This window comes from Bacillus sp. FSL R5-0654 (assembly GCF_038008745.1).
Classification (GTDB): domain Bacteria; phylum Bacillota; class Bacilli; order Bacillales; family Bacillaceae; genus Bacillus; species Bacillus safensis.
On sequence record NZ_JBBOZV010000001.1, the window covers coordinates 3625780 to 3649891 of the forward strand.

At 41.8% G+C, this 24112-nt stretch carries 21 protein-coding genes and 1 pseudogene; 5 read left to right on the top strand and 17 right to left on the bottom strand.

Annotated elements, in window-relative coordinates; all coding sequences use genetic code 11:
- Window positions 1-25: 25 nt before the first annotated feature.
- The 10 genes and pseudogenes from NSS76_RS18545 to NSS76_RS18590 all read right to left on the bottom strand — a co-directional run bounded on the left by NSS76_RS18545 (window position 26) and on the right by NSS76_RS18590 (window position 8941).
- Window positions 26-664 (bottom strand): nitroreductase family protein, encoded by a 639-nt coding sequence (locus NSS76_RS18545; protein WP_024423934.1) that lies wholly within the window; start codon window positions 662-664, stop codon window positions 26-28.
- A gap of 13 nt (window positions 665-677) precedes the next feature.
- A pseudogene (locus NSS76_RS18550) lies at window positions 678-1162 on the bottom strand (MarR family winged helix-turn-helix transcriptional regulator).
- 151 nt (window positions 1163-1313) lie between these two features.
- Complete coding sequence (locus tag NSS76_RS18555) at window positions 1314-2615, bottom strand: pyrimidine-nucleoside phosphorylase (RefSeq protein ID WP_024427551.1); 1302 nt, start codon at window positions 2613-2615, stop codon at window positions 1314-1316.
- A gap of 25 nt (window positions 2616-2640) precedes the next feature.
- Window positions 2641-3822, bottom strand: a complete 1182-nt coding sequence (locus NSS76_RS18560; RefSeq protein ID WP_017368363.1) for a NupC/NupG family nucleoside CNT transporter — start codon at window positions 3820-3822, stop codon at window positions 2641-2643.
- A gap of 166 nt (window positions 3823-3988) precedes the next feature.
- Window positions 3989-4660 (bottom strand): deoxyribose-phosphate aldolase, encoded by a 672-nt coding sequence (gene deoC / locus NSS76_RS18565; RefSeq protein WP_024423938.1) that lies wholly within the window; start codon window positions 4658-4660, stop codon window positions 3989-3991.
- An 84-nt stretch (window positions 4661-4744) separates the two neighbouring features.
- Window positions 4745-5689 carry a sugar-binding transcriptional regulator gene (locus tag NSS76_RS18570; protein WP_024427553.1) on the bottom strand — a complete coding sequence of 315 codons (945 nt, stop codon included), beginning with the start codon at window positions 5687-5689 and terminating at the stop codon, window positions 4745-4747.
- 60 nt (window positions 5690-5749) lie between these two features.
- Complete coding sequence (locus tag NSS76_RS18575; RefSeq protein WP_172881074.1) at window positions 5750-6625, bottom strand: aldose 1-epimerase family protein; 876 nt, start codon at window positions 6623-6625, stop codon at window positions 5750-5752.
- Window positions 6626-6742: 117 nt separating this feature from the next.
- A complete protein-coding gene (locus NSS76_RS18580; RefSeq protein ID WP_024423941.1) occupies window positions 6743-7204 on the bottom strand; it encodes a hypothetical protein in 462 nt (153 codons plus the stop codon).
- Window positions 7205-7229: 25 nt separating this feature from the next.
- Window positions 7230-8021, bottom strand: coding sequence for an SAR2788 family putative toxin (locus NSS76_RS18585; protein WP_024423942.1), 792 nt, complete (start codon window positions 8019-8021; stop codon window positions 7230-7232).
- Between the two features lie 56 nt (window positions 8022-8077).
- On the bottom strand, window positions 8078-8941 hold the full coding sequence (locus NSS76_RS18590) for a S8 family peptidase (RefSeq protein WP_024423943.1): 864 nt from the start codon (window positions 8939-8941) through the stop codon (window positions 8078-8080).
- Between the two features lie 226 nt (window positions 8942-9167).
- Here NSS76_RS18590 and NSS76_RS18595 point away from each other — a divergent pair, with 226 nt between their 5' ends.
- Window positions 9168-10988, top strand: coding sequence for an acyltransferase family protein (locus NSS76_RS18595; RefSeq protein WP_341082605.1), 1821 nt, complete (start codon window positions 9168-9170; stop codon window positions 10986-10988).
- A gap of 152 nt (window positions 10989-11140) precedes the next feature.
- On the opposite strand, the gene NSS76_RS18600 is transcribed toward NSS76_RS18595, so the two are convergent.
- Both NSS76_RS18600 and NSS76_RS18605 read right to left on the bottom strand, forming a co-directional pair.
- On the bottom strand, window positions 11141-12238 hold the full coding sequence (locus tag NSS76_RS18600; protein ID WP_341082606.1) for a saccharopine dehydrogenase family protein: 1098 nt from the start codon (window positions 12236-12238) through the stop codon (window positions 11141-11143).
- Window positions 12235-12942, bottom strand: coding sequence for a class I SAM-dependent methyltransferase (locus NSS76_RS18605; RefSeq protein WP_172881132.1), 708 nt, complete (start codon window positions 12940-12942; stop codon window positions 12235-12237). The genes NSS76_RS18600 and NSS76_RS18605 overlap by 4 nt, the downstream gene beginning before the upstream one ends.
- 129 nt (window positions 12943-13071) lie before the next feature.
- On the opposite strand from NSS76_RS18605, the gene NSS76_RS18610 reads away from it, so the two are divergent.
- On the top strand, window positions 13072-14079 hold the full coding sequence (locus NSS76_RS18610; RefSeq protein WP_024423946.1) for a helix-turn-helix transcriptional regulator: 1008 nt from the start codon (window positions 13072-13074) through the stop codon (window positions 14077-14079).
- 36 nt (window positions 14080-14115) lie between these two features.
- On the opposite strand, the gene yidA is transcribed toward NSS76_RS18610, so the two are convergent.
- A complete protein-coding gene (yidA, locus tag NSS76_RS18615) occupies window positions 14116-14928 on the bottom strand; it encodes a sugar-phosphatase (protein ID WP_341082607.1) in 813 nt (270 codons plus the stop codon).
- A gap of 301 nt (window positions 14929-15229) precedes the next feature.
- On the opposite strand from yidA, the gene NSS76_RS18620 reads away from it, so the two are divergent.
- The gene (locus tag NSS76_RS18620; RefSeq protein ID WP_024423948.1) at window positions 15230-15589 is read left to right on the top strand and encodes a MerR family transcriptional regulator; all 360 of its coding nucleotides are present in this window, start codon (window positions 15230-15232) and stop codon (window positions 15587-15589) included.
- A gap of 129 nt (window positions 15590-15718) precedes the next feature.
- On the top strand, window positions 15719-16702 hold the full coding sequence (locus tag NSS76_RS18625; RefSeq protein ID WP_024423949.1) for a Gfo/Idh/MocA family protein: 984 nt from the start codon (window positions 15719-15721) through the stop codon (window positions 16700-16702).
- Between the two features lie 40 nt (window positions 16703-16742).
- Here NSS76_RS18625 and NSS76_RS18630 read toward each other — a convergent pair whose 3' ends face one another.
- Entirely contained in the window at window positions 16743-18257 is a 1515-nt protein-coding gene (locus NSS76_RS18630) for a methyl-accepting chemotaxis protein (RefSeq protein ID WP_024423950.1), read from the bottom strand.
- A 315-nt stretch (window positions 18258-18572) separates the two neighbouring features.
- Here NSS76_RS18630 and NSS76_RS18635 point away from each other — a divergent pair, with 315 nt between their 5' ends.
- Window positions 18573-19910 (top strand): amino acid permease, encoded by a 1338-nt coding sequence (locus tag NSS76_RS18635; RefSeq protein WP_024423951.1) that lies wholly within the window; start codon window positions 18573-18575, stop codon window positions 19908-19910.
- Window positions 19911-19941: 31 nt separating this feature from the next.
- On the opposite strand, the gene NSS76_RS18640 is transcribed toward NSS76_RS18635, so the two are convergent.
- From NSS76_RS18640 to gntK, 3 genes are all read right to left on the bottom strand, one after another.
- Complete coding sequence (locus tag NSS76_RS18640; protein ID WP_029706442.1) at window positions 19942-21030, bottom strand: hypothetical protein; 1089 nt, start codon at window positions 21028-21030, stop codon at window positions 19942-19944.
- Window positions 21031-21140: 110 nt separating this feature from the next.
- Window positions 21141-22469: a GntP family permease gene (locus tag NSS76_RS18645; protein WP_197173033.1), complete on the bottom strand. Its 1329-nt coding sequence runs from the start codon at window positions 22467-22469 to the stop codon at window positions 21141-21143.
- A gap of 24 nt (window positions 22470-22493) precedes the next feature.
- Window positions 22494-24038 (bottom strand): gluconokinase, encoded by a 1545-nt coding sequence (gene gntK / locus NSS76_RS18650; protein ID WP_024423954.1) that lies wholly within the window; start codon window positions 24036-24038, stop codon window positions 22494-22496.
- Between the last annotated feature and the right edge of the window lie 74 nt (window positions 24039-24112).

Below are 24112 nucleotides of genomic sequence, written 5' to 3' on the forward strand. Positions count from 1 at the left end.
GTGATCGTCTCCTTTTGAAAAGATATTATTTCCACTCAGCAATACGATCTACCGGTAAGCGGTAAGATGCATAGCCTTCGTCAGCTGCTTTCCCAATTGATAGCAGCATGACTGGTACATAACGTTCTTTATCCCATCCAAATGTTTCAGCGATGACTTCTTTATCATATCCGCCAATTGGATTTGTATCATAACCGTGTGCACGTGCAGCAAGCATAAGCTGCATAGACACAATCCCACCGTCAATTAAGATGGTTTCGCGGTTCACTTGCTCTGGAAGAACCTCAAAGTGTGCAGTTAATGCAGCAATTTGTCTTTCTTTCACTTCTTGCGGCATGTAGCCATGCTCTACTGCTTTTGAATAAATTTCTTCTAAGTATTCATTGCTTTTCATATCTGCAAATACTGCAATGACAGCTGCTGATGTTGACACTTGAGTTTGGTTGAATTTTGCAAGTGGTGCAAGCTTTTCTTTTCCTTCTGGGCTGTCAATAACCATGAAGCGCCAAGGCTGTGCATTTACTGATGATGGTGCAGTTGTTGCTTCTTCTAAAATCTCTGTCATTTCTTCTTTGCTGATTTTCACAGCTGGATCATAGTTACGAATAGAGCGGCGCCCTTTCATAATTTCCATAAAATCGTTTGTTTTTAATGTTGTAGCCATGTGTAACACTCCTTTAGGTTGTTTGAATCTTTTCGATGTTTTGTTGTATACGGATGAGCACATCAGTGAGAAGCCTTCGTTCTTCTTCACTTACGTTTTCAAGCATTTCTGAGATAAATCGTTCTTTTTCTATTTTAGAAGCTTCGATTCTCGTTCTGCCTTCTTCTGTTAAGCGGACAAGTGTGACTCGATTATCTTCTGGTTTTCTTCTGCGTGTGACCATTCCTTTTGTTTCTAGCTGTTTTAAATGACGCGTCACAGCTGCACTATCAATATTTACTTTTTTCTGCAAATCTGATTGGCTGATTTCATCGGCTTGGAATAACAGCGATAGCAACTCAAGTCTTGATTGGCTGATGCCCGTGCATGCTTCGAACTTCACGCCCATCATACGGTTCACGCACTGCAAACGATATAATACCTCTGCCTCTTCAGAGCAAAATGCAGTCAATGCCATCCCCTCTTTTCTATTCAGAAATCAATTACTTGATATATCAATCATTGACTCGTCAATTAATATACACCCATTGTTTGATGATTGCAAGAGGTTTGTTTCATAAAGTGAATTTTTTTATTTCAATAGAAAAAGACGAGCCTAAAATGACCATAAAAAAAGACAAAAGCGACGAATCACTTTTGTCCTTTTTCTTTATTCAGTAATGACTGTGTGGATCAATGTTGGTGCATCGGCATGATCAGCAATGCGGATGTTGTCATAAATTTTCTCCATGACATTTGCAACATCTTCACGATTCGCATGCAGAGTCACAAGTGAATCTCCTTTTTCAACACGATCGCCTACTTTTTTGTTCAGCATGATGCCGACAGATAGGTCAATATCGTCCTCTTTTGTTGCGCGTCCTGCTCCAAGGATCATCGCTGCAACACCGATTTCGTCCGCGACGATTTCAGCTACGACACCTGATTCTTTTGCAGGTACTTCGATTTTGTAAGGTGCTTGCGGCAGTTTTTCAGGCTGATCCACAATTGAGCTGTCTCCACCTTGGTTTTCTAAGAATTCCTTGAATTTCTCAAGTGCTTTGCCGTTTTTCATCACTTCAATCAGCTTTTCTCTTGCTTCATCAAGTGTGTCTGCTTTTTTCGCAAGAACGACCATTTGACTTCCTAATGTGAGCACAAGCTCGTTTAAGTCTTCAGGACCTTCGCCTCGGAGTGTGTCAATCGCTTCTTTCACTTCAAGGGAATTTCCAATCGCTAATCCTAGCGGCTGAGACATGTCAGAGATAACCGCCATTGTTTGTCTGCCTACGTTGTTTCCGATGCGTACCATTGCTTTTGCAAGCTTTTCTGAGTCTTCTGGTGTTTTCATGAAAGCACCTGCGCCTGTTTTCACATCAAGTACAATCGCATCTGCACCAGCAGCAATTTTCTTACTCATAATGGAGCTTGCAATAAGCGGAATTGAGTTAACAGTTCCTGTCACATCACGAAGAGCATACAGCTTTTTATCAGCTGGTGTCAGGTTGCCTGATTGGCCAATAACTGCTACTTTATGACGGTTCACGAGCTCGATGAATTCGTCTTTTGTAATTTCTACGTGAAAGCCTTTGACCGCTTCAAGCTTGTCCACTGTACCGCCTGTATGCCCAAGACCGCGCCCTGACATTTTCGCAACAGGTACATCTAGTGCCGCAACAAGAGGAGCGAGTACAAGCGTTGTTGTATCGCCTACACCGCCTGTCGAGTGCTTGTCTACTTTAATACCGTCAATGGCAGACAGGTCAATTGTATCTCCTGAGTTCGCCATAGCGAGTGTTAAGTCTGCACGTTCTTGATCCGTCATATCTTGGAAGAAAATCGCCATAGCCAAGGCACTTGCTTGGTAGTCAGGAATTGTTCCGTCCGTATAACCTTTGACAAAGAAAGAAATTTCCTCTGAAGTTAATTCTTTTCCGTCACGTTTTTTCGCAATGATATCTACCATTCTCATTGTTTTCACCATTCCTTTTTTTAAATTAGTAAATCAAACCGACAACGCCTGCTGTTAAGAAGCTGACAAGAGTTGCACCGAATAACAGCTTTAATCCAAAGCGTGCGACTACGTTTCCTTGCTTTTCGTTTAAGCCTTTGACTGCTCCAGCAATGATGCCGATAGAAGAGAAGTTCGCAAATGATACAAGGAATACAGAAATAATCGCTTCTGTACGAGCAGTGAAATGCAGGCCGTCTCCAGATAGAGCGAGCATCGCAACAAATTCGTTCGATACCATTTTGGTCGCCATAATGCTTCCTGCTTGTACTGCTTCGCTCCAAGGTACACCGACAAGGAACGCAAATGGAGCAAAGACATATCCAAGTACATCTTGGAAAGAAACACCGATGACTGCTGTAAAGATACCATTAATCATCGCAATTAATGCAACGAATCCAATCAACATTGCAGCAACAACAATTGCTACTTTGAAACCATCCATAATGTATTCGCCAAGCATTTCGAAGAAGGATTGTCTTTCTTCCTCAACGACTTCAAGCATGTCTTCATCCTTAGACACTTCATATGGATTGATGATTGATGCGATAATAAATCCACCAAATAGGTTCAGCACAAGTGCTGTAACCACGTACTCTGGTTTAATCATTTGCATGTACGCACCAACAATCGACATCGATACCGTCGACATTGCAGATGCACATAATGTATAAAGACGCTGCTGAGGTAATAATCCAAGCTGTTTCTTAATAGAAATAAAGACTTCTGATTGACCTAAAATCGCAGACGCTACTGCATTGTAAGATTCTAGTTTCCCCATACCGTTCACTTTACTAAGCAAATATCCGATTCCGCGTACGATAAGCGGAAGAATACGCCAATGCTGCAGAATACCGATTAACGCCGAGATAAAGACGATCGGCAGTAAAACATTGATGAAGAAAGTGGACGCATTATCATTCATTAACCCGCCAAATACAAAGTTGATTCCTTCGCCGGCATAGCCTAGAAGCATTTGGAATCCTTTTGCAAAGCCTCCGACTAGGAAGTTTCCAACACCTGTATTGAGCAGAATATAACCTAAAATAAATTGCAGTACAATCATGACAATTACTGGACGGAATTTCACTCGTTTTTTTCCATTACTAGCCAGCCATGCAATGGCGAGAATCACTAGCAAACCGATGATACCAATCACGTATTTCATGTTTTTCCTCCTTGAATGAATTCGTTTACATTAATGCGCTTGTATGGAACAAACCCTATTTCGCAAACAAAACGCGGAAGAAATTCCCAGAAGTGAGTTCCTTCCGCATATGACTTTTTCATCATTTATGAGTCATGAATGTTATCCTACCATAGGATCGTATGAATTAATAGTCTTTCGAAGGAGCTGATTGATCCCCTTTGATAATGGAAACGCCTGCACTTGCGCCAATACGGGTAGCACCTGCAGCTGTCATTGCCTCAACGTCTTCTTTTGTTCTCACGCCGCCTGATGCTTTCACACCGATGTCAGGTCCTACTGTTTTACGCATTAATGCAATGTCCTCAGCCGTTGCACCGCCCGTACTAAATCCAGTCGATGTTTTCACAAAATCTGCGCCCGCTTTCACTGAAAGCTCACAAGCTTTGACTTTTTCTTCATCAGTAAGTAAACATGTTTCAATAATGACTTTCACTAATGCTTTGCCTTTTGCTGCGTCTACAACTGCACGAATATCTTGTTCAACCACATCATATTCGCCGTCTTTCAATGCCGCAACATTGATGACCATGTCCACTTCTGTTGCACCGTTTTCAATGGCATCCTTTGTTTCGAATGCTTTCACCGCTGTTGTGTTTGCGCCTAACGGGAAACCGATGACTGTACATACATCAACACCTGTTCCTGCTAGTTCTTTCGACGCTAGAGATACCCAAGTTGGGTTTACGCAAACAGATGCAAATTGATGAGTCTTTGCTTCTTCAAGTAACTGCATAATTGCAGCTCTAGTTGTATCTGGTTTTAGTGCTGTATGATCAATGAGCTTTGCTATCGTCATGCTTCACACTTCCTTTTAATTATGATACTTTCATCATATATGACGGATGAACAATTGTAAACACGGTAATGAAATTTTGTTCATCTATTTTGTGACATTTAAAAGAGCCCTCGCTGTGTGCTGATCGATGATCAATACATTGGCATATTTCCCTCTTAGTGCACCGTGTATAGAAGCCACCTTTCGATGACCGCCAGCGACAAGAATGGATCGTTCTTTTGTCCTTAAATCATCTAGCTCTACGCCAATTGTGCGGTTGTTAATGGCTTCACTGCAAATGCGTCCATCTTGATCATAAAAACGCGAGCAAATGTCTCCAACACTGGATTCCTTGAGGAGCGCTTTTTCTTCTTCACGGAAATAACCTAGTCTAAACAAAAGTGCTTCATCTCTTACCGTTCCAACAGTAAACACAGCGATATTCGCCTGCTTGCCCATTTCAATAATTCGCTGAATATGTCTGTCCTGCTCCACCATTTCCTTGACAGCAGCACTATCAAATACAACAGGAAGCGGCAAATAGCGCGGTGCTGTTTGAAAGGCCTCAGCAAACAGCTGAATGGTTTCCGCAGAATATGTATTCACATGAGAATGGCTGATTCCACCCTTGAGCTGGACAACCTCCACACCTTTTACCTGTTTAGGTTGCATCTTTTGTGCAATTTGATACATAGTCGTTCCCCAGCTCACGCCAACGATATCGCCGTCTTTCACTGTCTCTTGCAAGTAATCTGCACCAAATCGGCTCAAATAATCGGTGATGGTTGGATAGTCGTCCTTTGGCGAAAACACCACATGAGCTTCGAGCAGGTCATATTTTTCCTTGAGCAGTGAAGAAAGCTCATTTAAATCCTCAAACGGATCCATCACCGTAATCTGGACGTACCCCTTCTCTTTCGCATATTGAAGCAGCCGAGATACAGTCGGCCTCGACAGGTCGAGCTGTTTGGCAATTTCCTGCTGGCTGTAATCAGACAAATAGTAAAGCCTTGCCGCTTCAATACTCAGCTGTTGTTTCTCTCGATCCATTCATACGCCCCCTTTTTTCTTCTATCATAACAAATCGTTCACCTCATCATGCACAAATGTTCATTTAAAGAAAATTGTATAAGCGGCATGAAAGGTCTCATTCTTTTCTAATGTTTGAATGCCAAACTTCTCTTTATACTGTCCATTCGTCCCTTCCCTATCGGCGATGCCATACCACGGCTCAATACAAACAAAAGGAGCCATCGTTCCTTTTTCTTGATCATAAGGCGACCAAATGCCAACGAACGGAAAACCAGTGAGATCGACCTCAACTCCGTGACCTGCCCTAGAAGTCAAAGACACTCGATTGATATGGCTAAAGATCATCGCATCATGCTGAAAAAGCTCTGGGCGAAGCTGGATCGGCTCAAGCTGAATGCCTTTTTCTTTCTCCCTGACAAGTGAATTCCGCAGTTCATATTGCACAGGGAGATGTTCAGTGGAAGGTGTCAATGTGAGTGAATAATCTGGTGTTTGCTCACCTTCAACAAGCGGAATACGAAATGCTGGGTGTCCTCCAATGGAGAAATACATCGTATCCTCTCCGTCATGATCAATTTCCCAGGAAATCTTCAGTCCATTTTCCAATAGTTCATAACGAATTCGCGCTGTAAATTCATACGGGTATTGCTTCACGTGCCGGCCTCTTGATTCATATTGAAAGGTCACCGTATGCTCCGTTTCTTCATATAAATCAAAATTGACATCACGTAAAAACCCATGCTGTGTGAGCTCAAAGGTTTGATCGTCAATCTTGTATTGATCATTCATTAATCGCCCAACAATCGGAAACAAGACAGGCGACACCCTGCCCCAATAAGCTGGATCACCAGACCACATATAGTGACGCCCGCTTTCCTTGTCAAGCACCTCCCTGACTTCCGCTCCTTTTTCATGAATCTGAACCAATAACTGATCATTTTCAATCGTTTTCATTCAATACATCCCCTTTCCTTCTACTTTTATTATGACAGGGATTTTGGTTTTGAGTATAAAAGAGTTCGTTAGAATAAAAAAGACTTCTCCCTTCTAGGGAAAAGCCGTTAAAATTACTTATTCATCATCTTCTTGTATAGTCCATCTAAGGCCTTTGATTTGTTTTAAACTCTCAATTTCTTCTTCGTTTTCAGGAAAAATATAGCTCTCCTCTTCATGTGAGCTTGAAACCAGCCACTCTTTCCCATTTTTGAAGAATGATAAATCCTCCAGTAAATTAGGGTGAATCCACCCGTATAGAGAGTTCGAAAGTTCTTTCAACAGATTTTTTGTGTGTTCATTGGCATAATAATAATAAACATATGCTGTTTGACCATCTCCTAGAATCGTGGTAGCCCATTCAGACTCTTCCTTCATTTCTTTAAGAGATGGAGAAAGTTTATCTAGAATTTCACGATAATCAGCAAAATCAGCAAAATCTTTTCTAAAAACTAATTGGAACTCATCACATACTTCACAACATAAATCGATGAGCGCATTGTATTCCTTCTTTTTTGGTTGACGATTAAGGACAATCATCGAAAACCTCCTCTATCTGGACTTCTTATCTAGGAGCGCCAAAAAAAGCATGTGCTCCAGTTCTTTCATATTTACCTTTTAATTTATAAACTGGATGATAGTGATAGTGTTTATTTTTTCCTTTTTTGTCAATTTCCGCACCTATTACTTTTCCAATCGGACTGGCTGCTTTAGCAATAGATTGTGCATTGCTTTTGGAAGTAGACCATGTATCTTTTTTCTGAGCTAATCTTTTTACAGCGTTTGCACGACTTACACCTTTTCCAATAAATAAATGAGGTTTATCTTTGTCTCGATAAGCAATAAAGTGATTATGTTTATTGTCTTTCCTTTTTATAAATTCAGAATAAGCAATATAGGTAACACCTACTACTGTTACTGCAAGTCCCAAAGCTAATAAATGTTCTAATAGAACTGCCCCAATAGCAATACCAATAGGAATAACAAATGCAAAAGATGCTTGAATATCTTCAGAATTCACTTCATATTTCTTATCATCTTTTGTATCTTTAAACGTAACATCTAAATTATCATTTAAAAGTGTCTGCAAGTCAACTTCATAATCCTTTGAAACCTTTTCACCTTCACTACCAATTTCTTCAGTTTGATAACTGATTTCTGCTGTTTTTTTATTTAGAGTTAGAATACCAGTTACTCCCTCTTGTTCCTGTGAAATTACATATTTTTCATTGCTATCTTCTAAAACATGAAAATCTTTTGTGGTAACAGCCTCTGTTTTATTTGGAAATTGGAAAAACAAAGTTATAACCAGCGATAGACATATAACAATTGAGATTAACTTACTTATTTTATTCATCCTAAACTATACCTCCGAGTTTCCTGTTTTAAAAAACAATTTTATTTAAATAATCTTCAATACCATTTTTTTAAGATTTTATATATTTGTTGGTTTAAACTTTCTTCAGAATTAATATTAAAACGTTCCCGGTACTGTAAAATTAAGCTTACTACACCTGTAATATGGGCACTCGCTAAAGAGGTGCCACTTTCAATTGCATAATTGTTATGAGGCCTAAGAACTGGTATATCTACACCCGGAGCAGCAAAATCGTAATTTCCTTTAGATGAAAATTCAGCTACCTTCTTATGCTTATCCACAGCGGTTACAGAAAAAACATTCTCATAAGCAGCTGGGTAATCCATTTTTCTTCCATACTTATTACCAACAGCAGCTACTATAATTATGTTTTTTTGTATTGCTTTGTCTATAATCTTCTTAACAGCTGGATCATCTTTCATTAATCCAAAACTAGCATTGATAACATCAATTTTATTATCAATACACCATTGAACAGCTTTGACAAAATTTTTTATTGAACCCTTGCCTGTTGAATCTAGAATTTTAACAGGATATAACTCTACATTCTGCGTTATACCCACAAGTCCAATTTCATTATCATTAGCTGTGATTATTCCAGCTACAGCAGTACCGTGCCCTAAACTGTCCTCTTGTTCTCCTCCTGTGCCAATTGTGTTTAGTCCTTTTTTAACTTTACCTACCAAATCAGGATGTGTCCCATCTATCCCACTATCAATTATTGCTATTCGTACACTTTCTCCTCCTCTATTATTTTCCACATATTTTTTTGTTAACTTTGTGCCCCATGGAATCTGTTGATGAATATTAATAGTGAAGTTTAAATTTTTTGAGTGCAATTCAAAACACTTAAAATAAATTAAAAGAACTATTAATATTATCAAAAATCTTTTTATCAAACTATTGATTCAACACCACTCCTTTTTTTCATATATTATTCTATATTATGGTTTTAAGTCAATATAAAACCAAAAATGTTATATATTAATATATGCTGGTTTACAATAAAAATTTATTGAATAAATTCAAACTAAATATTATGCGTTAACGTCTATTATATATACAATATATGAGTAACCTTTATTAAATACAGGTTCTTTTTCAATTGATGGGGGATTCATTTTCATGAACAGCAAGGAAAATCGTTTTCGTTATATTTTAGGATTAGATGGACTAAGAGCCGTTGCTGTATTGGCAGTCATTGCTTATCACTTACATATCGGACCCGCAAGCGGCGGGTTTCTTGGCGTTGATTTATTTTTTGTCATTTCTGGTTACTTGATTACAACGATCTTGTTACATAAGCAGGATTTAGGCTATCAAGAGCTTTTGCCATTTTGGATGGGACGGATCAGGAGGCTTCTTCCAGCCGCTTACATCATGATTTTTATAACCGTCAGCTGGTGCGCGATTGCTGGATCAAACGCATTATTGTCCATTCGTGGCGATGCCATATCGTCCTTTTTTTATGTCAGTAACTGGTGGTACATTTTTCACCAACTTTCATATTTTGATAGCTTCAATGCCCTATCTCCACTGAAAAATTTGTGGTCTCTGGCAATAGAAGAGCAATTTTATATCATTTGGCCGGTACTGTTGATTGCAGGGCTGAAATGGGTAAAAAACAGATCCCATCTGCCTATGATCACCTTTGGACTTGCACTTGTCTCTGCCTTATGGATGACGATTCTTTATTCACCAGATACCGATCCAAGCAGGGTTTATTATGGAACAGATACTCGTGCATTTGCGCTCCTGATTGGATGCAGCCTGGCATTTGTGTGGCCTATGCAAAGACTGTCCAGCAAAAAATTACTTCCTGTTGGCAGACGTATTTTACATATTGCCGGGTTCGGTTCGTTTGCGATTTTCCTCCTTTGTGTTTATGCAGTGGACGATTTCGATGCCTTTCTCTATCAGGGCGGCATGCTTTTATTCTGTCTGAATGCGGCCATCTTAATTGCGTGCGTCTGCCACCCTGCTAGTCTTATAGGAAAATGGCTGTCCTTTCAGCCGCTCGTCTGGCTTGGTAAGCGGTCTTATGGTATTTACCTGTGGCATTATCCCATTATCGTACTGACCACACCGGTCATTGAAATTGGACAGCCTTCCATAGCGCGTGTCACATTGCAGCTCATCGCCATTTTACTAGTTGCTGAGGCTTCCTATCGCTTCATCGAACAGCCGATCCGCCAGCATGGTTTCAGACAATATTTTTCCTCTTGGTCTATTTGGAAAAAAGGAATCAAACAGTGGTCTACATCTAATAAGGTGTTCCTTGGAATCACAGCAGCTCTTTTGATCTTATTTATCATTGGCATGTCTAACTCGTCCACTTCCTCCCCACATGTGAAGGAAGTGACGCAAATTAAGACCGCACCGAAAAAAACAGCCGAACCGGAATCAAAAGCGAAGAAAAAGAAAGAAAAGCACGAGAAAAAAGCAGCTGATCAAAAACAATTTCACCAAGTTTTTGCCATTGGTGATTCTGTCATGCTAGACATTGCGCCGAATCTTGAAAAAGCATATAAACAAATCACCATCGATGGGAAAGTTGGCAGACAGATGAACGAAGCCATCAGCATCGCCCCTCAATACAAATCATTTAATCAATCTGATGCTGCTGTTATCATTGAACTTGGGACAAATGGTTATTTTACTGAGGACACGCTGAAAGCATTCATTCAAAACTTTTCAAAGGCACATATTTTCCTAGTGAATACGAGGGTTCCAAGGTCATGGGAAAATGATGTGAATGCGGTCATTCAGCGAGTGGCTGATCAAGATCAAAACGTCACCTTAGTCGATTGGCATTCAGCCGCTACTGGACAGCCATCCTATTTTCAGTCCGATGGGGTCCACCTTTCAAAAAAAGGTTCTGACACATTGACACAGCTCATCACAGCAAGCATTAAGAAAAAAGGGGATGTGTCGACGTCATCATAAAAAGACTAGCAGAATGCTAGTCTTTTTTTCAGCGTGATAGAAAACCTTTGCAGTCGAGGAAGGGCGAGTACCGGCGCGGAGCGAATTTGACATTCGTAAGCACCGGCACGCAGACCTGACACCGAATGCGAGGGTTTGTCTGCACGCTGCTTTTATGCTGTCAAAAGGCTGGCTCTTATCGCTAATGCCTGCTCTTTCTTTGTTTTTTGATCCATCAAAGCAAAATAAACGTTCTCAAATGTTAGTGAAAATAATTCTTCAATATGAAAAATTCCTGGCTGAAACCGCCTGCTCAATAAATGCAGGGCCGCAGCACAGGCGACTTGAGCTGTTGCTTGAGACTCGTCGTGTCCTTTTATACCAAGCGCTGCATGATGAACCTTTTTCCCATCCGTCCCTGCCGCTTCCACTTTGACTGCATATTGATCTGTTCCCGCTTGAGAAGATTGAATCATTGAAATGGCTCTGTCCTTCATCTTCGGCAGTGTAAGGAACGACGTCAGTCCAAGGCTCCTTGTGAAGGCCAATGCACCCGTCGCGAGACGTGAATCAAAACAAAGCCTTGTCGTCACAGATGGCACACGAAGTGTGGAAGGCAATGTCTGTTGATCAGAGAAGGGGAATCGATAGGCATACCGCTTTCCAAGCTGTTCACCAAAGTTGACCTGTCTGCCTCCAGTAAAGCTTTTCACTCTTTTCCGCTGATCATGCTCAGTAAGTTCATAATCAGTATGGACATGATCAATCGTCCATTCAATGGCGGCTTTTCCATGCTGATCCCCCAACCCAAGCATAATCCCAATATCTATTTGATCCACTGATGAAAGCATAGATGCCGCTTTTGCAGCTAATAAATTTGTAAGACCGGGCGCGAGACCTACACTGAGCAAAGCCGTTGCACTGATTTGCTGCAGATCCAGCTGTGCCATTTGCTCCATATACGCCCCCTTTGCAGAAATATCAATATAATCAATGCCTGCCCGCAGAACGGTTTCAGCAAATGACGTGTCATCTTGATCGAGACACATGATCACCAGCTTTGTTTCATCCATCCAGTCAGAATGTAATGGCTGACTAACATCTAGTTTGTAAGAACGGACCCTTCTTTTTGTCTGCTGTGAAAATTGTTCGGCCTTCTCATAGCTCCTGCCCGCCGCAACAATTTGCCCTGGATACACTTCACTTAACTGAAGACATATTTGCTGTCCGACATGTCCATAGCCGCCAATTACCATCACCTGTGATCTCATCTCTCATCCGCCTCTCTACGACCTCGCTTGCAAACAAGCCCTTTGATCATTCCTGCCTGAAAATAAGGTCTGATGTCTCGAAACCCCGCCTCCATTAAATGTCCTCTCATCTCCTCCTCAGGCACAGGATATGTTGCACGTCCCACCCTGTCATTAAAGGACGAAAACACTTCTTTTCCTAGACCTTGCCGCTTCATGAAAAGAGACAGCATATGAAGCTCTTGCTGAAATGCGCTGGAATTCATCTCTCCTTGTATAAATGCGAGTACAAACGGGGCCCCTGGTTGAAGCCTTCGGGCAATCTCCTGTAAAAATGGCAGCCGATTTTCTACAAAATGAATCACGAGCAGGCTCACTGCGGCATCGTAAACAGCTTCAGCAGACACCTTGTTTAATGTGGTCTCATACCAGGTGACACGCGCCTGCATATGGAGCTGTGAAACCCGCTGTTTCGCCATATCCAGCATAGATGCAGACGGATCGACTCCTGTGATGAGCCAGTCTTCTTTTCTCTGAAGCATGTTGATGATCTCTTCGCCCCCACCCGCTCCGACAGTTAGAATACGAGAGGCCGCTCCCTTTATTTCAGTTTCTAATACATCTACTGATAACTCATGCAAAAGGTGATAGCCGGGTACTTTATGTGAAATCGTTGCTGCGTATGATTCAGCAACAGGGTCTTGCCAATGCTGGTTTCCTTTCATATGATTCTCCTCCAGTTCCTTTCCGCTTTCCATCGTTTCCTGTACACTAATGATATGACGTCTTTATTGTAAAAAGAGGCACCAGAAAAAACGATCCCTAAAAGTGGGGGTTTTTGAGGAGGAGATCATGTGGTCAATCCAGCCACTCATTTTCAGCAGATAAGGCAGCACATTCGGGACGAGCTTGCTGCTGTCATTGATTTTGATGCCGTCTGTATCACAACCATCGATCCAGCCACTCTCCTCTCGACAGGTTCCTACACTGATGAACCGATTGAAGAAATTCATGACCAGCTCTTTCAAAATGAATTTTTAAAAAGGGACGTGCATCAGCATGAGTTTCTAGCCAAAGGCCCTATTCATGCTGCGAGTCTCATCCAAAGCGGGGCATATTTGAACAGCGAGCGCTATCAGCATATTTTGTTACCTAACGGTTGGTCTGATGAATTGCGGGCAGCCCTTGTGATTCAAGGAGAATGCTGGGGTATCGCCAGCCTTTATCGTCAAAAGGGCAAGGAACCTTTTCAGAAGCGAGATATACAAGCAGTCATCGATCTAACACCGGCACTTGCAGCCAAGCTGAGAGATGAGCTTTTCAAAAAAAGAGACACTGAAGATGATGATGCGGCGGAGCAGCAAGGATTTCTCATGCTTTCAACTCATTACAAGCTTCTTTATGGAAATGAGACAGGGCTCCATTGGCTTCGTACATTTCAAGCCTTTGAACAAATCCATGACCAATCCGTCATGCCCCGCCCGTTCAGAGCATTAGGCGCTAAACTTTTATACGGCGGGACCGATCAAACAGCAGCAAGCATCACAAGAATGCCTACGGGGGTCTTTCTTTCCCTTCAAGCCTTTCGATTGGCGCAGGCTGACAGGCAGGAGGAGGCTATCATGATTCACATCAAACGAGCCCAAACAAATGATATTCTTCCTTATGCAGCGAAAACGTACAGGCTGACAGAAAGAGAGATGAACGTCCTCGACTGCTTATTAAAGGGCCAGTCGACAAAGGAAATTGCGAGTACGTTATATATTTCACCCCATACCGTTCATGATCATGTGAAAGCGATGCTGCAAAAGACGAATTTAAGCAGCAGACGTATGCTTGTTTACTTTTTCTCCAATATATAAAAAAAGCGGCTACCGCACTGGCAGACCGCTCTTTTCTTATTTTCCTAAAACCAGCTCATGCAGGACATGTGCTACTCCAGCTTCATTATTAGATTTTGTTACAACATCAGCTACGGCTTTGACATGATCAATGGCATTTCCCATAGCGACGCCGCAGCCCGCAAACTCTAGCATTGAGACGTCGTTCCCGTTATCCCCAATAGCCATGACTTCTTCACGAGGAATTCCCAGCTCCTTCGCTAGAAGCTTCACGGCATTTCCCTTACTCACATCAGGATGCAGGATTTCAAGGAAGAAATCTGTACTTTTTACCATCATATACTTTTCCTTCACTTCAGATGGAATGGCTTGTATCGTTTTTTCCAAACGTTCTGGCTGATCAATATACATCATTTTTGGAAGTCTCATCGATGAATCTGCCTCTTCAACAGGCATATATTTCAGCGGCAGTTTTGTTAAGTAGGATTCAAGCACTGTGTATTCACTAATATCGCGATTCGGTGTGTATAAATTGGCTGAATCGAAATAATGCATCGGCGTGTCCAGCTGACGGCTCAATTCATATAACGAAGTTAAGTCATCATAGGATAATGTCAGCTCTGACACCACTTCATTTGTATGGCTGTTTTGAACAAGCGCTCCATTATAGGCGATCACATAATCTCCCTCTTGATCAAGCTGAAGATCAGCTAAATAGCGATTTACCCCGCCAATTGGCCGGCCTGTACATAAAACAATTTTAATCCCTTCTGCCTTAGCCTGTTGAATGGCTTCAAACACTTCATCCGGCACCATATGTTGATCATTTAATAACGTACCATCCATATCAATTGCGACTAATTTATACATTCACTGGTCCCCTTTTCTCAGCAAAAACGTGCTGTCACTATTTTGAGCCACCATTACGATGATGACAGGTTATTTCATTACTATTTACCTATTTTAGCCTATCGTTTTTTCTTCACGCTGTCTACTTGTTCTTATCTGTAACAAATATCACAAGAGTCTACTCTATTATAACGCATTCTATTCATCGTGCTGATCACCCATTTGAAACAAGTAAAACAGAACAATTGTCCACCACTATAGAATGTTTTGAAACGAGCAAATCTAATTGTATGATGAATAGCAAAGAAAGGAGGTGCAGGGAATGATTACGTTTACGAGAGGTAAATTGTCAAAAATGTCTGGAGTACATATTGAAACCATTCGCTTTTACGAAAATGAAGGGGTGCTCCCAGAGCCCAAAAGAGCGCATAACGGCTATCGTCTATATGATAAAAAATATGTACTCATGCTGTCATTTATCACCGAAGCGAGAAAGCTAGATTTCTCACTTAAAGAAATTCGTGAAATTATCAAATCACTTTTCGAAAAAAAGTCAAAAACAGAAGCTGAACAGCTGCTCGAGCAAAAAGTCGAAGATATCCAGCACTCTATTCAAGAGTTAAAAAAAAGGAAGGCAGCTATTCAATTGTTAACAAAGCAAACATTAGCAAATATCAGCTGATTGTAAGGGCTGCCAAAGGTGTGCCGGTGTTGGTCACTGGCACACCTTCGCTCAGGTATCTCAGTACACGTTCAATGAAAACATCGGTTATACTAGAGTCAGCTTAAACGAGTGGAAGGGGTTTTGAGAATGAACATCGCAACCATTGGAACAGGTATCATTGTGGAAGGCTTCCTGCAAGCGATTGAACAGCTCGACGGTGCTTCTTGTCACGCTGTCTATTCAAGAAAGGAAGCAACGGCAAAGAAGCTCGCAGACAAATTTGGGGTGCAAACAACTTATACGGATCTAACTGCTATGCTAGAAGATCCTCACGTAGAAGCCGTTTACATCGCATCACCGAATCGTTTACATAGCGAGCATGCAACGAAAGCATTGAAACACGGAAAACATGTGATATGCGAAAAGCCTTTCACCTCTAATGTGAAAGAGCTGGAAGCCTTAATCGCTCTCGCAAAGGAAAAGCAGCTTCTCCTATTTGAAGCCATTACGACCGTTCATATGCCAAACTATCATTTGATCAAAAAGCACCTTCATCAATTAGGTAAAATCAAACTGGTTCAATGCAACTATAGTCAATATTCAAGCAAATATAATCAGCTGCTAGCCGGCGAAACGCCAAATGTCTTTAACCCTGAGTTCTCTGGAGGAGCGCTGATGGATATTAACATCTATAATGTCCATTTCATCATGAACCTCTTTGGATCACCAGAGCAAGTCCGATATCAGGCAAACCGCCATCCAAACGGTATAGACACATCTGGTGTTTTGACGTTCACTTACAATGATTTTATTGCGACAAGTGTCGGCAGTAAGGATACAAGCAGCATGAACTTTGCATTGATTCAAGGAGAAAAAGGCTTCATTCATGTGAAAAATGGGGCGAATGGGTGCGAGGAAGTGCTGCTGCATGTTGATGACAGGGTCATCTCACTCAATGCACAAACGAATCCAAATCGTCTGTTTTATGAAGCAGAAGCCTTCCAGCAGATCATTGAAACAAAAAATCATGAACAGTGCTATGCATGGCTTGATGAAAGTCTCTCCGTGATGAAAGTTCTTGATGCCGCAAGAAAAGATGCAGGTATTGTTTTCCCAGCAGATCAAATTTAATGAAAAAAACCGCCTTCTATGAGAGGGCGGTTTTTGACGATTAAATACTCTTTGAATACGCCACAAGACGCTGAGACATGTGATTCACTTCATCGACTGCAGCATTCACTTGCTCTGTTAAAGCAGCCTGAGTTTGCGTAAGAGCTGTCATATTCGAGATATTTTCAAGAATTTCATCAATTTGTGTTTTCATATCCGTTAAACTAGATTCAATATTTTCCGTTGCATTGGCACTATGCAGCGCCAGCTTTCGTACTTCATCTGCAACGACAGAGAATCCGCGGCCTTGTTCACCAGCTCTAGCTGCTTCAATCGCAGCATTTAGACCAAGCAGGTTCGTTTGGTTTGCCACTTCTTTGATTAAGTCAGAAATATTTTTTGTCTCATCTGCACTATTTTTTGCTAAGTGTGCGGCAGACGTTGACTGCTCTTGAGCGACAGCCAGCTCCTGTGCTTGATTTGTCACAGAGCTAATGCCCGAAACCATCTCACTAATAGAACTTGAAAGCTGTTCTACTTGTGAAGCCATTTCATCTGCTGTTTTCTCTTTGTTTTTTTCTAACGTGATGTCACGAATGGTTCCTGCCACACGAAGAGGCACACCTTTTTCATCACGGATGGTTTCACCACCTGCATGATACCAGCGGTACTCACCATTTTTGCGTTGCAATCTGTAATCAATATCAAACGGTGTGCGTCCAGAGTGGTCATTTAAATGATCTGCAAAGGCTTGTAAAGCCATTTCTTGATCCTCAGGATGCAGACGGTCGCTCCAGCTGCTCAGAACATTCGGGAAATCTTTTTCGTCTGTAAAGCCAAGAGTTGTTCTGAACTGCGGAGACCACCAGAATTCGTTATTTGGATTGACTGGATCGCCGGCCTCTACCACCATGTCCCAAGGAGCTTCGACAAGCGCACGGTTGATTAAGTCATATCTTGTGACAAATGCTTGCAGCTCTTCTTCTTTCAATTTCTGATCATGAATATCAAAAAGTGCTCCCGCCACACGAAGAGGGACACCATTCCGATCGCGAACAGTCGTTCCAGTTGCTTTGAACCAGCGATAATCTCCGTTTTTTAACTTTAAGCGATATTCAATATCATACGGCGTACGCCCTGAATGATCCAATAAATGCGAAGCAAATGCATCTAATGTATATTCTTGTTCATCCGGATGAATTCGAGATGCCCAACTGTCTAATAGGTTTGGAAAATCGTGCTCATTTTGAAAGCCGAGCATTTTTCGGAATTCATCCGTCCATGTGAATTCATTTTTTGGATTGACCGGGTCTCCAGCGATGACGATCATATCCCATAAGCCAACTTGAATGGCTTTTGTCACTAATTCCACCCGCATTTGAATATTTTCATGTGCTTCCTGCATCTTTTGCAAAGCTTCATTCATTTGCGCCACTGCTTCTATCGTTTGGCTAGAAGAAAATGCAGCAGTATCTAATCTTGCTGAAAGGTCTCCCTTTTCAATTCGTTCTATTAATTGGCTGCTTTCACTCAGAAGGATTTCAGCCGATGAATCATTTGCTTTCCTCTTAAACATCTTTCATAACTCCTTTCAACTTTAACGTTCTTGAAATATTTTACAGTTATAAACAATTCTTTATTAGGACTTTAGTAGTACAAATGATATATCGACAAAAACTGAAAATTGTTTATGTCATAAATAAGGCAAATGTTCATTTATTTGAAGTTTCATTTTTAGGATATGGATAAAATAAGTTAATTATGGATATAAATATATGTTTTGATAGAATCAACCTCTATTTTTGTCTGAAAAATCTCTTTTTTTATATTGACACTGACGTCTTGAAAAAAGAAAATGGAACATAAGCATTTTTTAAAAAAGGAGAACGTCATGAGCGCGAATCAGGAGCAACAAGAATTAAAAAAGCTTTTATCACCGCGTCACATTCGCATGATTGCGATGGGCGGGGTCATTGGTACAGGAATCTTTAAAGGAAGTGCCGATACAATTGGTTTAGCAGGCCCTGGGGTTATTTTTTCCTATGTATTTGCCGGATTGCTGCTCCTCATTGTAATGGCAGCATTAGCCGAAATGGCCATTGTGTACCCGGGAAATAATCTACGCGACCTTATACAAATTGCGCTTGGTCAACGTTTTTCATTTGTTGTCGGCTGGGTTTACTGTTTTATGTGGCTCACTGTATGTGTCATTGAGATTATTGCAGCTGGCAGTCTGCTTCAATACTGGCTGCCGAACGTGCCGTTATGGTCACTATGTTTACTTTGCTCACTCTTAGTCATCGGAATTAACTTAAATAATGTAAAATACTTTGGTGAAATTGAGTTTTGGTTCGCTGGAATGAAGATTTTCGTTATTATTGTCTTTATTATTCTCGGTGCAGCATTATTATTTGGGATCATTCCAAACGAACAAAGCACACCAGCGCTTACCAACTATCAAAACTTCGTCCCGAATGGATGGGGTGCGATCTTTGCATCACTTTTAGTGGTTATTTTCTCTTATGGAGGCTCTGAATTGATCGGGCTGACCATTACTGAAACAAAGGATGCGGAGAAGGTCTTGCCTGGAGTAGTCAAAAGTATGATGTGGCGGATTATCTTATTTTACACATTGCCGATTTTGATCATCTGCGGACTCATTCCTTGGAATCAAATTGACCCAAATAACAGTCCTTTTGTCCAAGTCTTTTCTGCTGCTGGTATGCAGGGCGCCTCTCACTTCATTAATTTTGTCTTGATTACAGCCGTTCTATCTGCGGCCAATTCTGGAATTTATGGAACGACGAGAATGATTCATTCTCTTTCTAAATCAGACGGCGGTCCGAAAAAACTGGCACAGGTCAACAAAAGAGGCGTACCCATTTTAAGTTTATGGGTTACCGTTCTATTTCTTCTCATTGGAACATTTTTTGCTTACTTATATCCAGACCAAATTTTCAGCTACATGCTGGCTATTCCTGGTTTTGCTGTTTCACTCATTTGGATCAGCATTTGTATGGCACATCTGAAGCTGCGTCCAAAATATCCACAGGAGCCGTATTTCAAGGTGTGGCTGTTTCCGTATCTAACTTTATTTGCAGGTCTTGTACTCAGTTTGAGCTTTGTTTTGTTCCTATTCAGACAAGAAAACCTGCCTAGCTCCATTATCAGCATCGGTTTCTTAGTCGCTGCCATCATCGCTTCATTCTTAATGAAAAAGAAGGCTTAAATACCAAAACCCGCCGAAATGGCGGGTTTTTTTATGAGCTGCTATCTTCTGTTACCTCAAAATCAATCGACGCTTTTGGAATGCCGTTGATGATAATCGTTAAAGTATGGGTTCCCTCATAGTGCTTTCTCGTCGTCATATTTTGAAAGGACTGAGACCTGATAAATTCTCTATGTAACGCTGAACTTGTTTCAAACTCTGTGATTTTAAATACCTTTTGATTGCGGGTACCCCGAGCTTTGACATAGTCTATGGCATACTCTACACGCAGCTTTAGTGGCTTAGCCGCCTGAAGTGTAAATTGAAAGGTCATTTTCTCTCCAATACGAATAGGGTCTTGCACTACCTTCAAATCTGTTACTTGAACAGATGGATCATCCCCATAGCCAAACAAAGCCATGATATCTGGATCGCCTTTTTTTAGTAAGGTACGAGATGCATGTTTGATGATCCAGTTCGTATGTTCATTCGTTCCATACCAGCTTTTAGCCGTCTTCTTCATCAGATCAGGCCGAATCGCTGAAATGTCATTTAAGTGGTTCGCTACACTTTTTTGCACATAGCGCGCTGGGTCCGACTTCAGGTTTTCTAAAATAGGCAGCGTAACCGAAGGATCCTTTTTAAGTGCAGGAACAGTTAATCCCCATGGCAAACGTGGTCTGCATCCTTCACTCGCCAGCCGCCGAATATGCTCATTTTGATTCTGTGACCATACAAGCATTTGCGCCAGCATTTTGTCTTGACCCTGAATCAGAAAAGGCCGAACGGCAAATTCAGAAGTGGAAAAAGGCGTAAAGAATTCGAGCGCCTTGATCGAGATATCCCAATGCGCTAGGCCATATGTTTCGACGTAGTCTGGAAATACAAGCGCACTAAGTCCTGAAAAATGCGGGGCTGTCTGACGCAGCACCTCAATTGCCTGCTCATAATCCTTAGGCAGACAGGCATGCATCGATTCAGTGACTCTTCTCATTCTGCCTTTTAACTCAAGCTGCTGCCAATCCTTTTGAAACACAAGCCGCTGGAATTCTCCAGCATCAAACCCAGTCGACGCTTGTGCAAGTTTCTCCGCTAATTCTTCAATAAATAATTCATGATAAACGTGTTTTAATGGTTCGATCGTGTCCGCCTCCCGCTTCTCAATATCTTTATTTTACCCCAATCTGACAAAGGTGGTATTGCCAAAAGCAAAAACAGCCCTATTCCGAAGAATCAGGCTGTTGCGTTTCACTATATAAACATATTAATGATCATAATAAGTGCAATGGCACTAACAGAAATGATCGTCTCCATAGCCGTCCATGTCAAAAACGTTTCTTTAATGGTCATACCAAAATACTCTTTGATCAGCCAAAAACCAGAGTCATTGACGTGAGACAAAATCAATGAACCCGCCCCTGTAGCTAACACTAGAAGCTCTCTGCTCACATCCGGCATAGATGCAGCAATTGGTGCGACAATACCAGCTGCAGTCATCATGGAGACCGTAGCAGATCCTGTTGCTACACGAATAACCGCAGCAATCAGCCAGCTAAGCAAAATTGGCGAGATCGGCGAGTGTTTTGCTAAATCTGCAATATAATCACCAACACCCGAATCGATGAGCACATTATTGAAAGCCCCGCCTGCTCCAATGACAAGCAGAATAGAAGCAATCGGTCCTAAGCACTCATTACTAAAGGAAAGCACCCTGTCACGGCTCATCCCTTGCACAAAGCCAAGGCTGAAGAAAGAATACACCGTTGCAATCAGCAGTGCTGTAATTGGATCTCCGATGTACTTAAATACCTGATACCAAATATTGTCCTCTGGTAAAATAATATCCGCCAGTGTGGCAAGAAGCATTAAAATCACTGGCACCAAAATCGTAAACATCGTATTTGCAAAGCCGGGAAGTTTTCGATCTTCATTGCGTTCAGTAAATTGCTTTCTCAGCAGCTCTGGAACTGGTTTATGAATCCGCTTTCCAATCCACTTTCCATACAGCGGCCCAGCAATAATAGCTGTCGGCAAACCGACAATAATGGAAAAGAAAATGGTTTTCCCCACGTTGGCATGATAGATGCCGACAGCTGCCATGGCAGCTGGATGAGGCGGCACAAGACCGTGAACGACAGACAAGCCAGCAATGAGCGAAATCCCAATTGTCACGAGCGAGATGCCCGTTTCAATCGCAATCGTAAACAATAAAGGAATGAGAAGAACGAATCCGACCTGGAAAAAGACAGGTATTCCCACAATAAAGGCAACAAACATCATCGCCCAATGCACATTTTTTGTCCCAAACCGGCCGATTAATGTGTGAGCGATCCGCTCAGCTCCACCTGATTCAGCCATCATTTTCCCAAGCATGGTTCCAAGCGCTAGAACTATGGCCAGCAATGATAACGTATTGCCTAACCCCGTTTTGATGGATTGAATGATTTCCTGCAGGTCCATCCCTGTGGCAAAACCGACTAACATAGAGGTAATAATTAAACTCACAAACGGATTCAACTTAGCAACTGTTATGAGGATGAGTAAAAGGACAATTGCGGCAATCACGATGAATAAAAGCATGCTCTCCCACCTTTTCCCTGATGTTTAATGATTTTGTTTTAATTGAAGCGCACTAATGACATCAAATTCATCCTTGAGTTTGTCATAGAGACGCTCATATAAGTAAAACAGTTCTATGTATGTTTCATTGTTCTCCATATTTGGTTCATGACGGGCAGAGATTCGAATCCAATCTTGAACCTCTTCTATCTCTTCCATATAACCTAAACTATGAAGTGCGAGCACAGCCGCCCCAAGTGCTGATGCTTCGTAGCTTTCTGGGACAAGTACTTCCCTGCCCATCGTATCCGCTAAAATTTGCCGCCACAACGGAGATCGCGCAAATCCGCCCGACGCCCTGACATCCTTTGCTGAACCGGTTAAATCCCTTAAGGCAACACCGATTGAGAACACACTCATAATGACGCCTTCTAACACAGCTCTTATAAAATGCTCCCGCTTATGCTGAAGACCGATCCCAAAGAAAGTGCCTCTCGCATTTGGATTCCAATAAGGTGCACGCTCACCTGTTAAAAATGGCAGAAACAGCAGTCCCTCTGAGCCGGCTGGAACTTTTTTCGCAATATCAATCATCAGGTCGTAAGGGTCCACTCCAAGACGCTTTGCTACCTCTACCTCCGAGGATCCAAATTCATCCTTCAGCCATCTCAGCATGATCCCGCCATTATTCGTCGGTCCTCCAACCACCCAATGCTTATCAGTCAACGCATAGCAGAACGTTCTTGACTGTTCATCTGTTATTGGTTTGTCCACGACCGTACGGACTGCACCGCTTGTCCCAATCGTGACAGCCACCTCACCTTTTCCAATCGCTCCCACACCTAAGTTCGCTAGAACCCCATCATTCGCACCAACAACAAATGGTGTATCTTCCGCAATGCCCATTCGCAGGGCGATCTCTGGCTGAAGCCCTCTCAGCTGATACGTCGTGGGAACAAGTTCAGACAATTGATCAGCCTCAATTCCAGCAATACGCAGCGCCTGCTCATCCCATTGAAGCGTTTCCAAACGGAACAGTCCCGTTGCTGAAGCGATTGAATAATCGACGACATACTGACCGAAGAAATGATAAAGAATATATTCTTTGATAGAAATGAATTTCGCTGCCTTCTTGAAGACATCAGGTGCCATTTCCTTGATCCACCGTATTTTTGAAAGCGGTGACATTGGATGGATCGGTGTACCGGTTCTTTTATACACTTGGAAGCCGTCCATGTCTGAAGTGATTCGCTTCGCTTGTTCTGCACTTCTGTTATCTGCCCAAATGATACTGTTCGTTAACGCCTTGCCATCCTTATCCATCACAATCAAGGAATGCATCGCTGTACTAATCCCGACGCCTATGAGATGTTTTGCATCAAATGCTGCTTTCGTCAACGCACCTCTTACACTTGCAATGACGGCTTCTAATATATGTTCAGGGTCCTGTTCAACCCATGCTGGCTGGGGCTGAATGAGATCATAAGGAACCGAATGCTTTGCTATCACTTTCCCCTGTGGTCCAAACAGAACCGCCTTTGTACTTGTTGTTCCAATATCCAAACCAATTACCGCCTGGTTTCCCTTCATCTGTATCACGCCCAATCATTGATTTGAAATCATATTTTATTGTTTTGATATACCTGTTAAATCCCATTATAGGA

Bases quoted from the DNA above. Each gene is read 5' to 3' on its own strand.
- deoC (WP_024423938.1), bottom strand. From the start codon at position 4,660: ATGACGATAGCAAAGCTCATTGATCATACAGCACTAAAACCAGATACA.
- NSS76_RS18595 (WP_341082605.1), top strand. From the start codon at position 9,168: ATGAACAGCAAGGAAAATCGTTTTCGTTATATTTTAGGATTAGATGGA.
- yidA (WP_341082607.1), bottom strand. From the start codon at position 14,928: ATGTATAAATTAGTCGCAATTGATATGGATGGTACGTTATTAAATGAT.
- NSS76_RS18560 (WP_017368363.1), bottom strand. From the start codon at position 3,822: ATGAAATACGTGATTGGTATCATCGGTTTGCTAGTGATTCTCGCCATT.
- NSS76_RS18555 (WP_024427551.1), bottom strand. From the start codon at position 2,615: ATGAGAATGGTAGATATCATTGCGAAAAAACGTGACGGAAAAGAATTA.
- NSS76_RS18620 (WP_024423948.1), top strand. From the start codon at position 15,230: ATGATTACGTTTACGAGAGGTAAATTGTCAAAAATGTCTGGAGTACAT.
- NSS76_RS18635 (WP_024423951.1), top strand. From the start codon at position 18,573: ATGAGCGCGAATCAGGAGCAACAAGAATTAAAAAAGCTTTTATCACCG.
- NSS76_RS18545 (WP_024423934.1), bottom strand. From the start codon at position 664: ATGGCTACAACATTAAAAACAAACGATTTTATGGAAATTATGAAAGGG.
- NSS76_RS18580 (WP_024423941.1), bottom strand. From the start codon at position 7,204: ATGATTGTCCTTAATCGTCAACCAAAAAAGAAGGAATACAATGCGCTC.
- NSS76_RS18575 (WP_172881074.1), bottom strand. From the start codon at position 6,625: ATGAAAACGATTGAAAATGATCAGTTATTGGTTCAGATTCATGAAAAA.
- NSS76_RS18630 (WP_024423950.1), bottom strand. From the start codon at position 18,257: ATGTTTAAGAGGAAAGCAAATGATTCATCGGCTGAAATCCTTCTGAGT.
- NSS76_RS18605 (WP_172881132.1), bottom strand. From the start codon at position 12,942: ATGAAAGGAAACCAGCATTGGCAAGACCCTGTTGCTGAATCATACGCA.
- gntK (WP_024423954.1), bottom strand. From the start codon at position 24,038: ATGAAGGGAAACCAGGCGGTAATTGGTTTGGATATTGGAACAACAAGT.
- NSS76_RS18600 (WP_341082606.1), bottom strand. From the start codon at position 12,238: ATGAGATCACAGGTGATGGTAATTGGCGGCTATGGACATGTCGGACAG.
- NSS76_RS18625 (WP_024423949.1), top strand. From the start codon at position 15,719: ATGAACATCGCAACCATTGGAACAGGTATCATTGTGGAAGGCTTCCTG.
- NSS76_RS18645 (WP_197173033.1), bottom strand. From the start codon at position 22,469: ATGCTTTTATTCATCGTGATTGCCGCAATTGTCCTTTTACTCATCCTC.
- NSS76_RS18570 (WP_024427553.1), bottom strand. From the start codon at position 5,689: ATGGATCGAGAGAAACAACAGCTGAGTATTGAAGCGGCAAGGCTTTAC.
- NSS76_RS18585 (WP_024423942.1), bottom strand. From the start codon at position 8,021: ATGAATAAAATAAGTAAGTTAATCTCAATTGTTATATGTCTATCGCTG.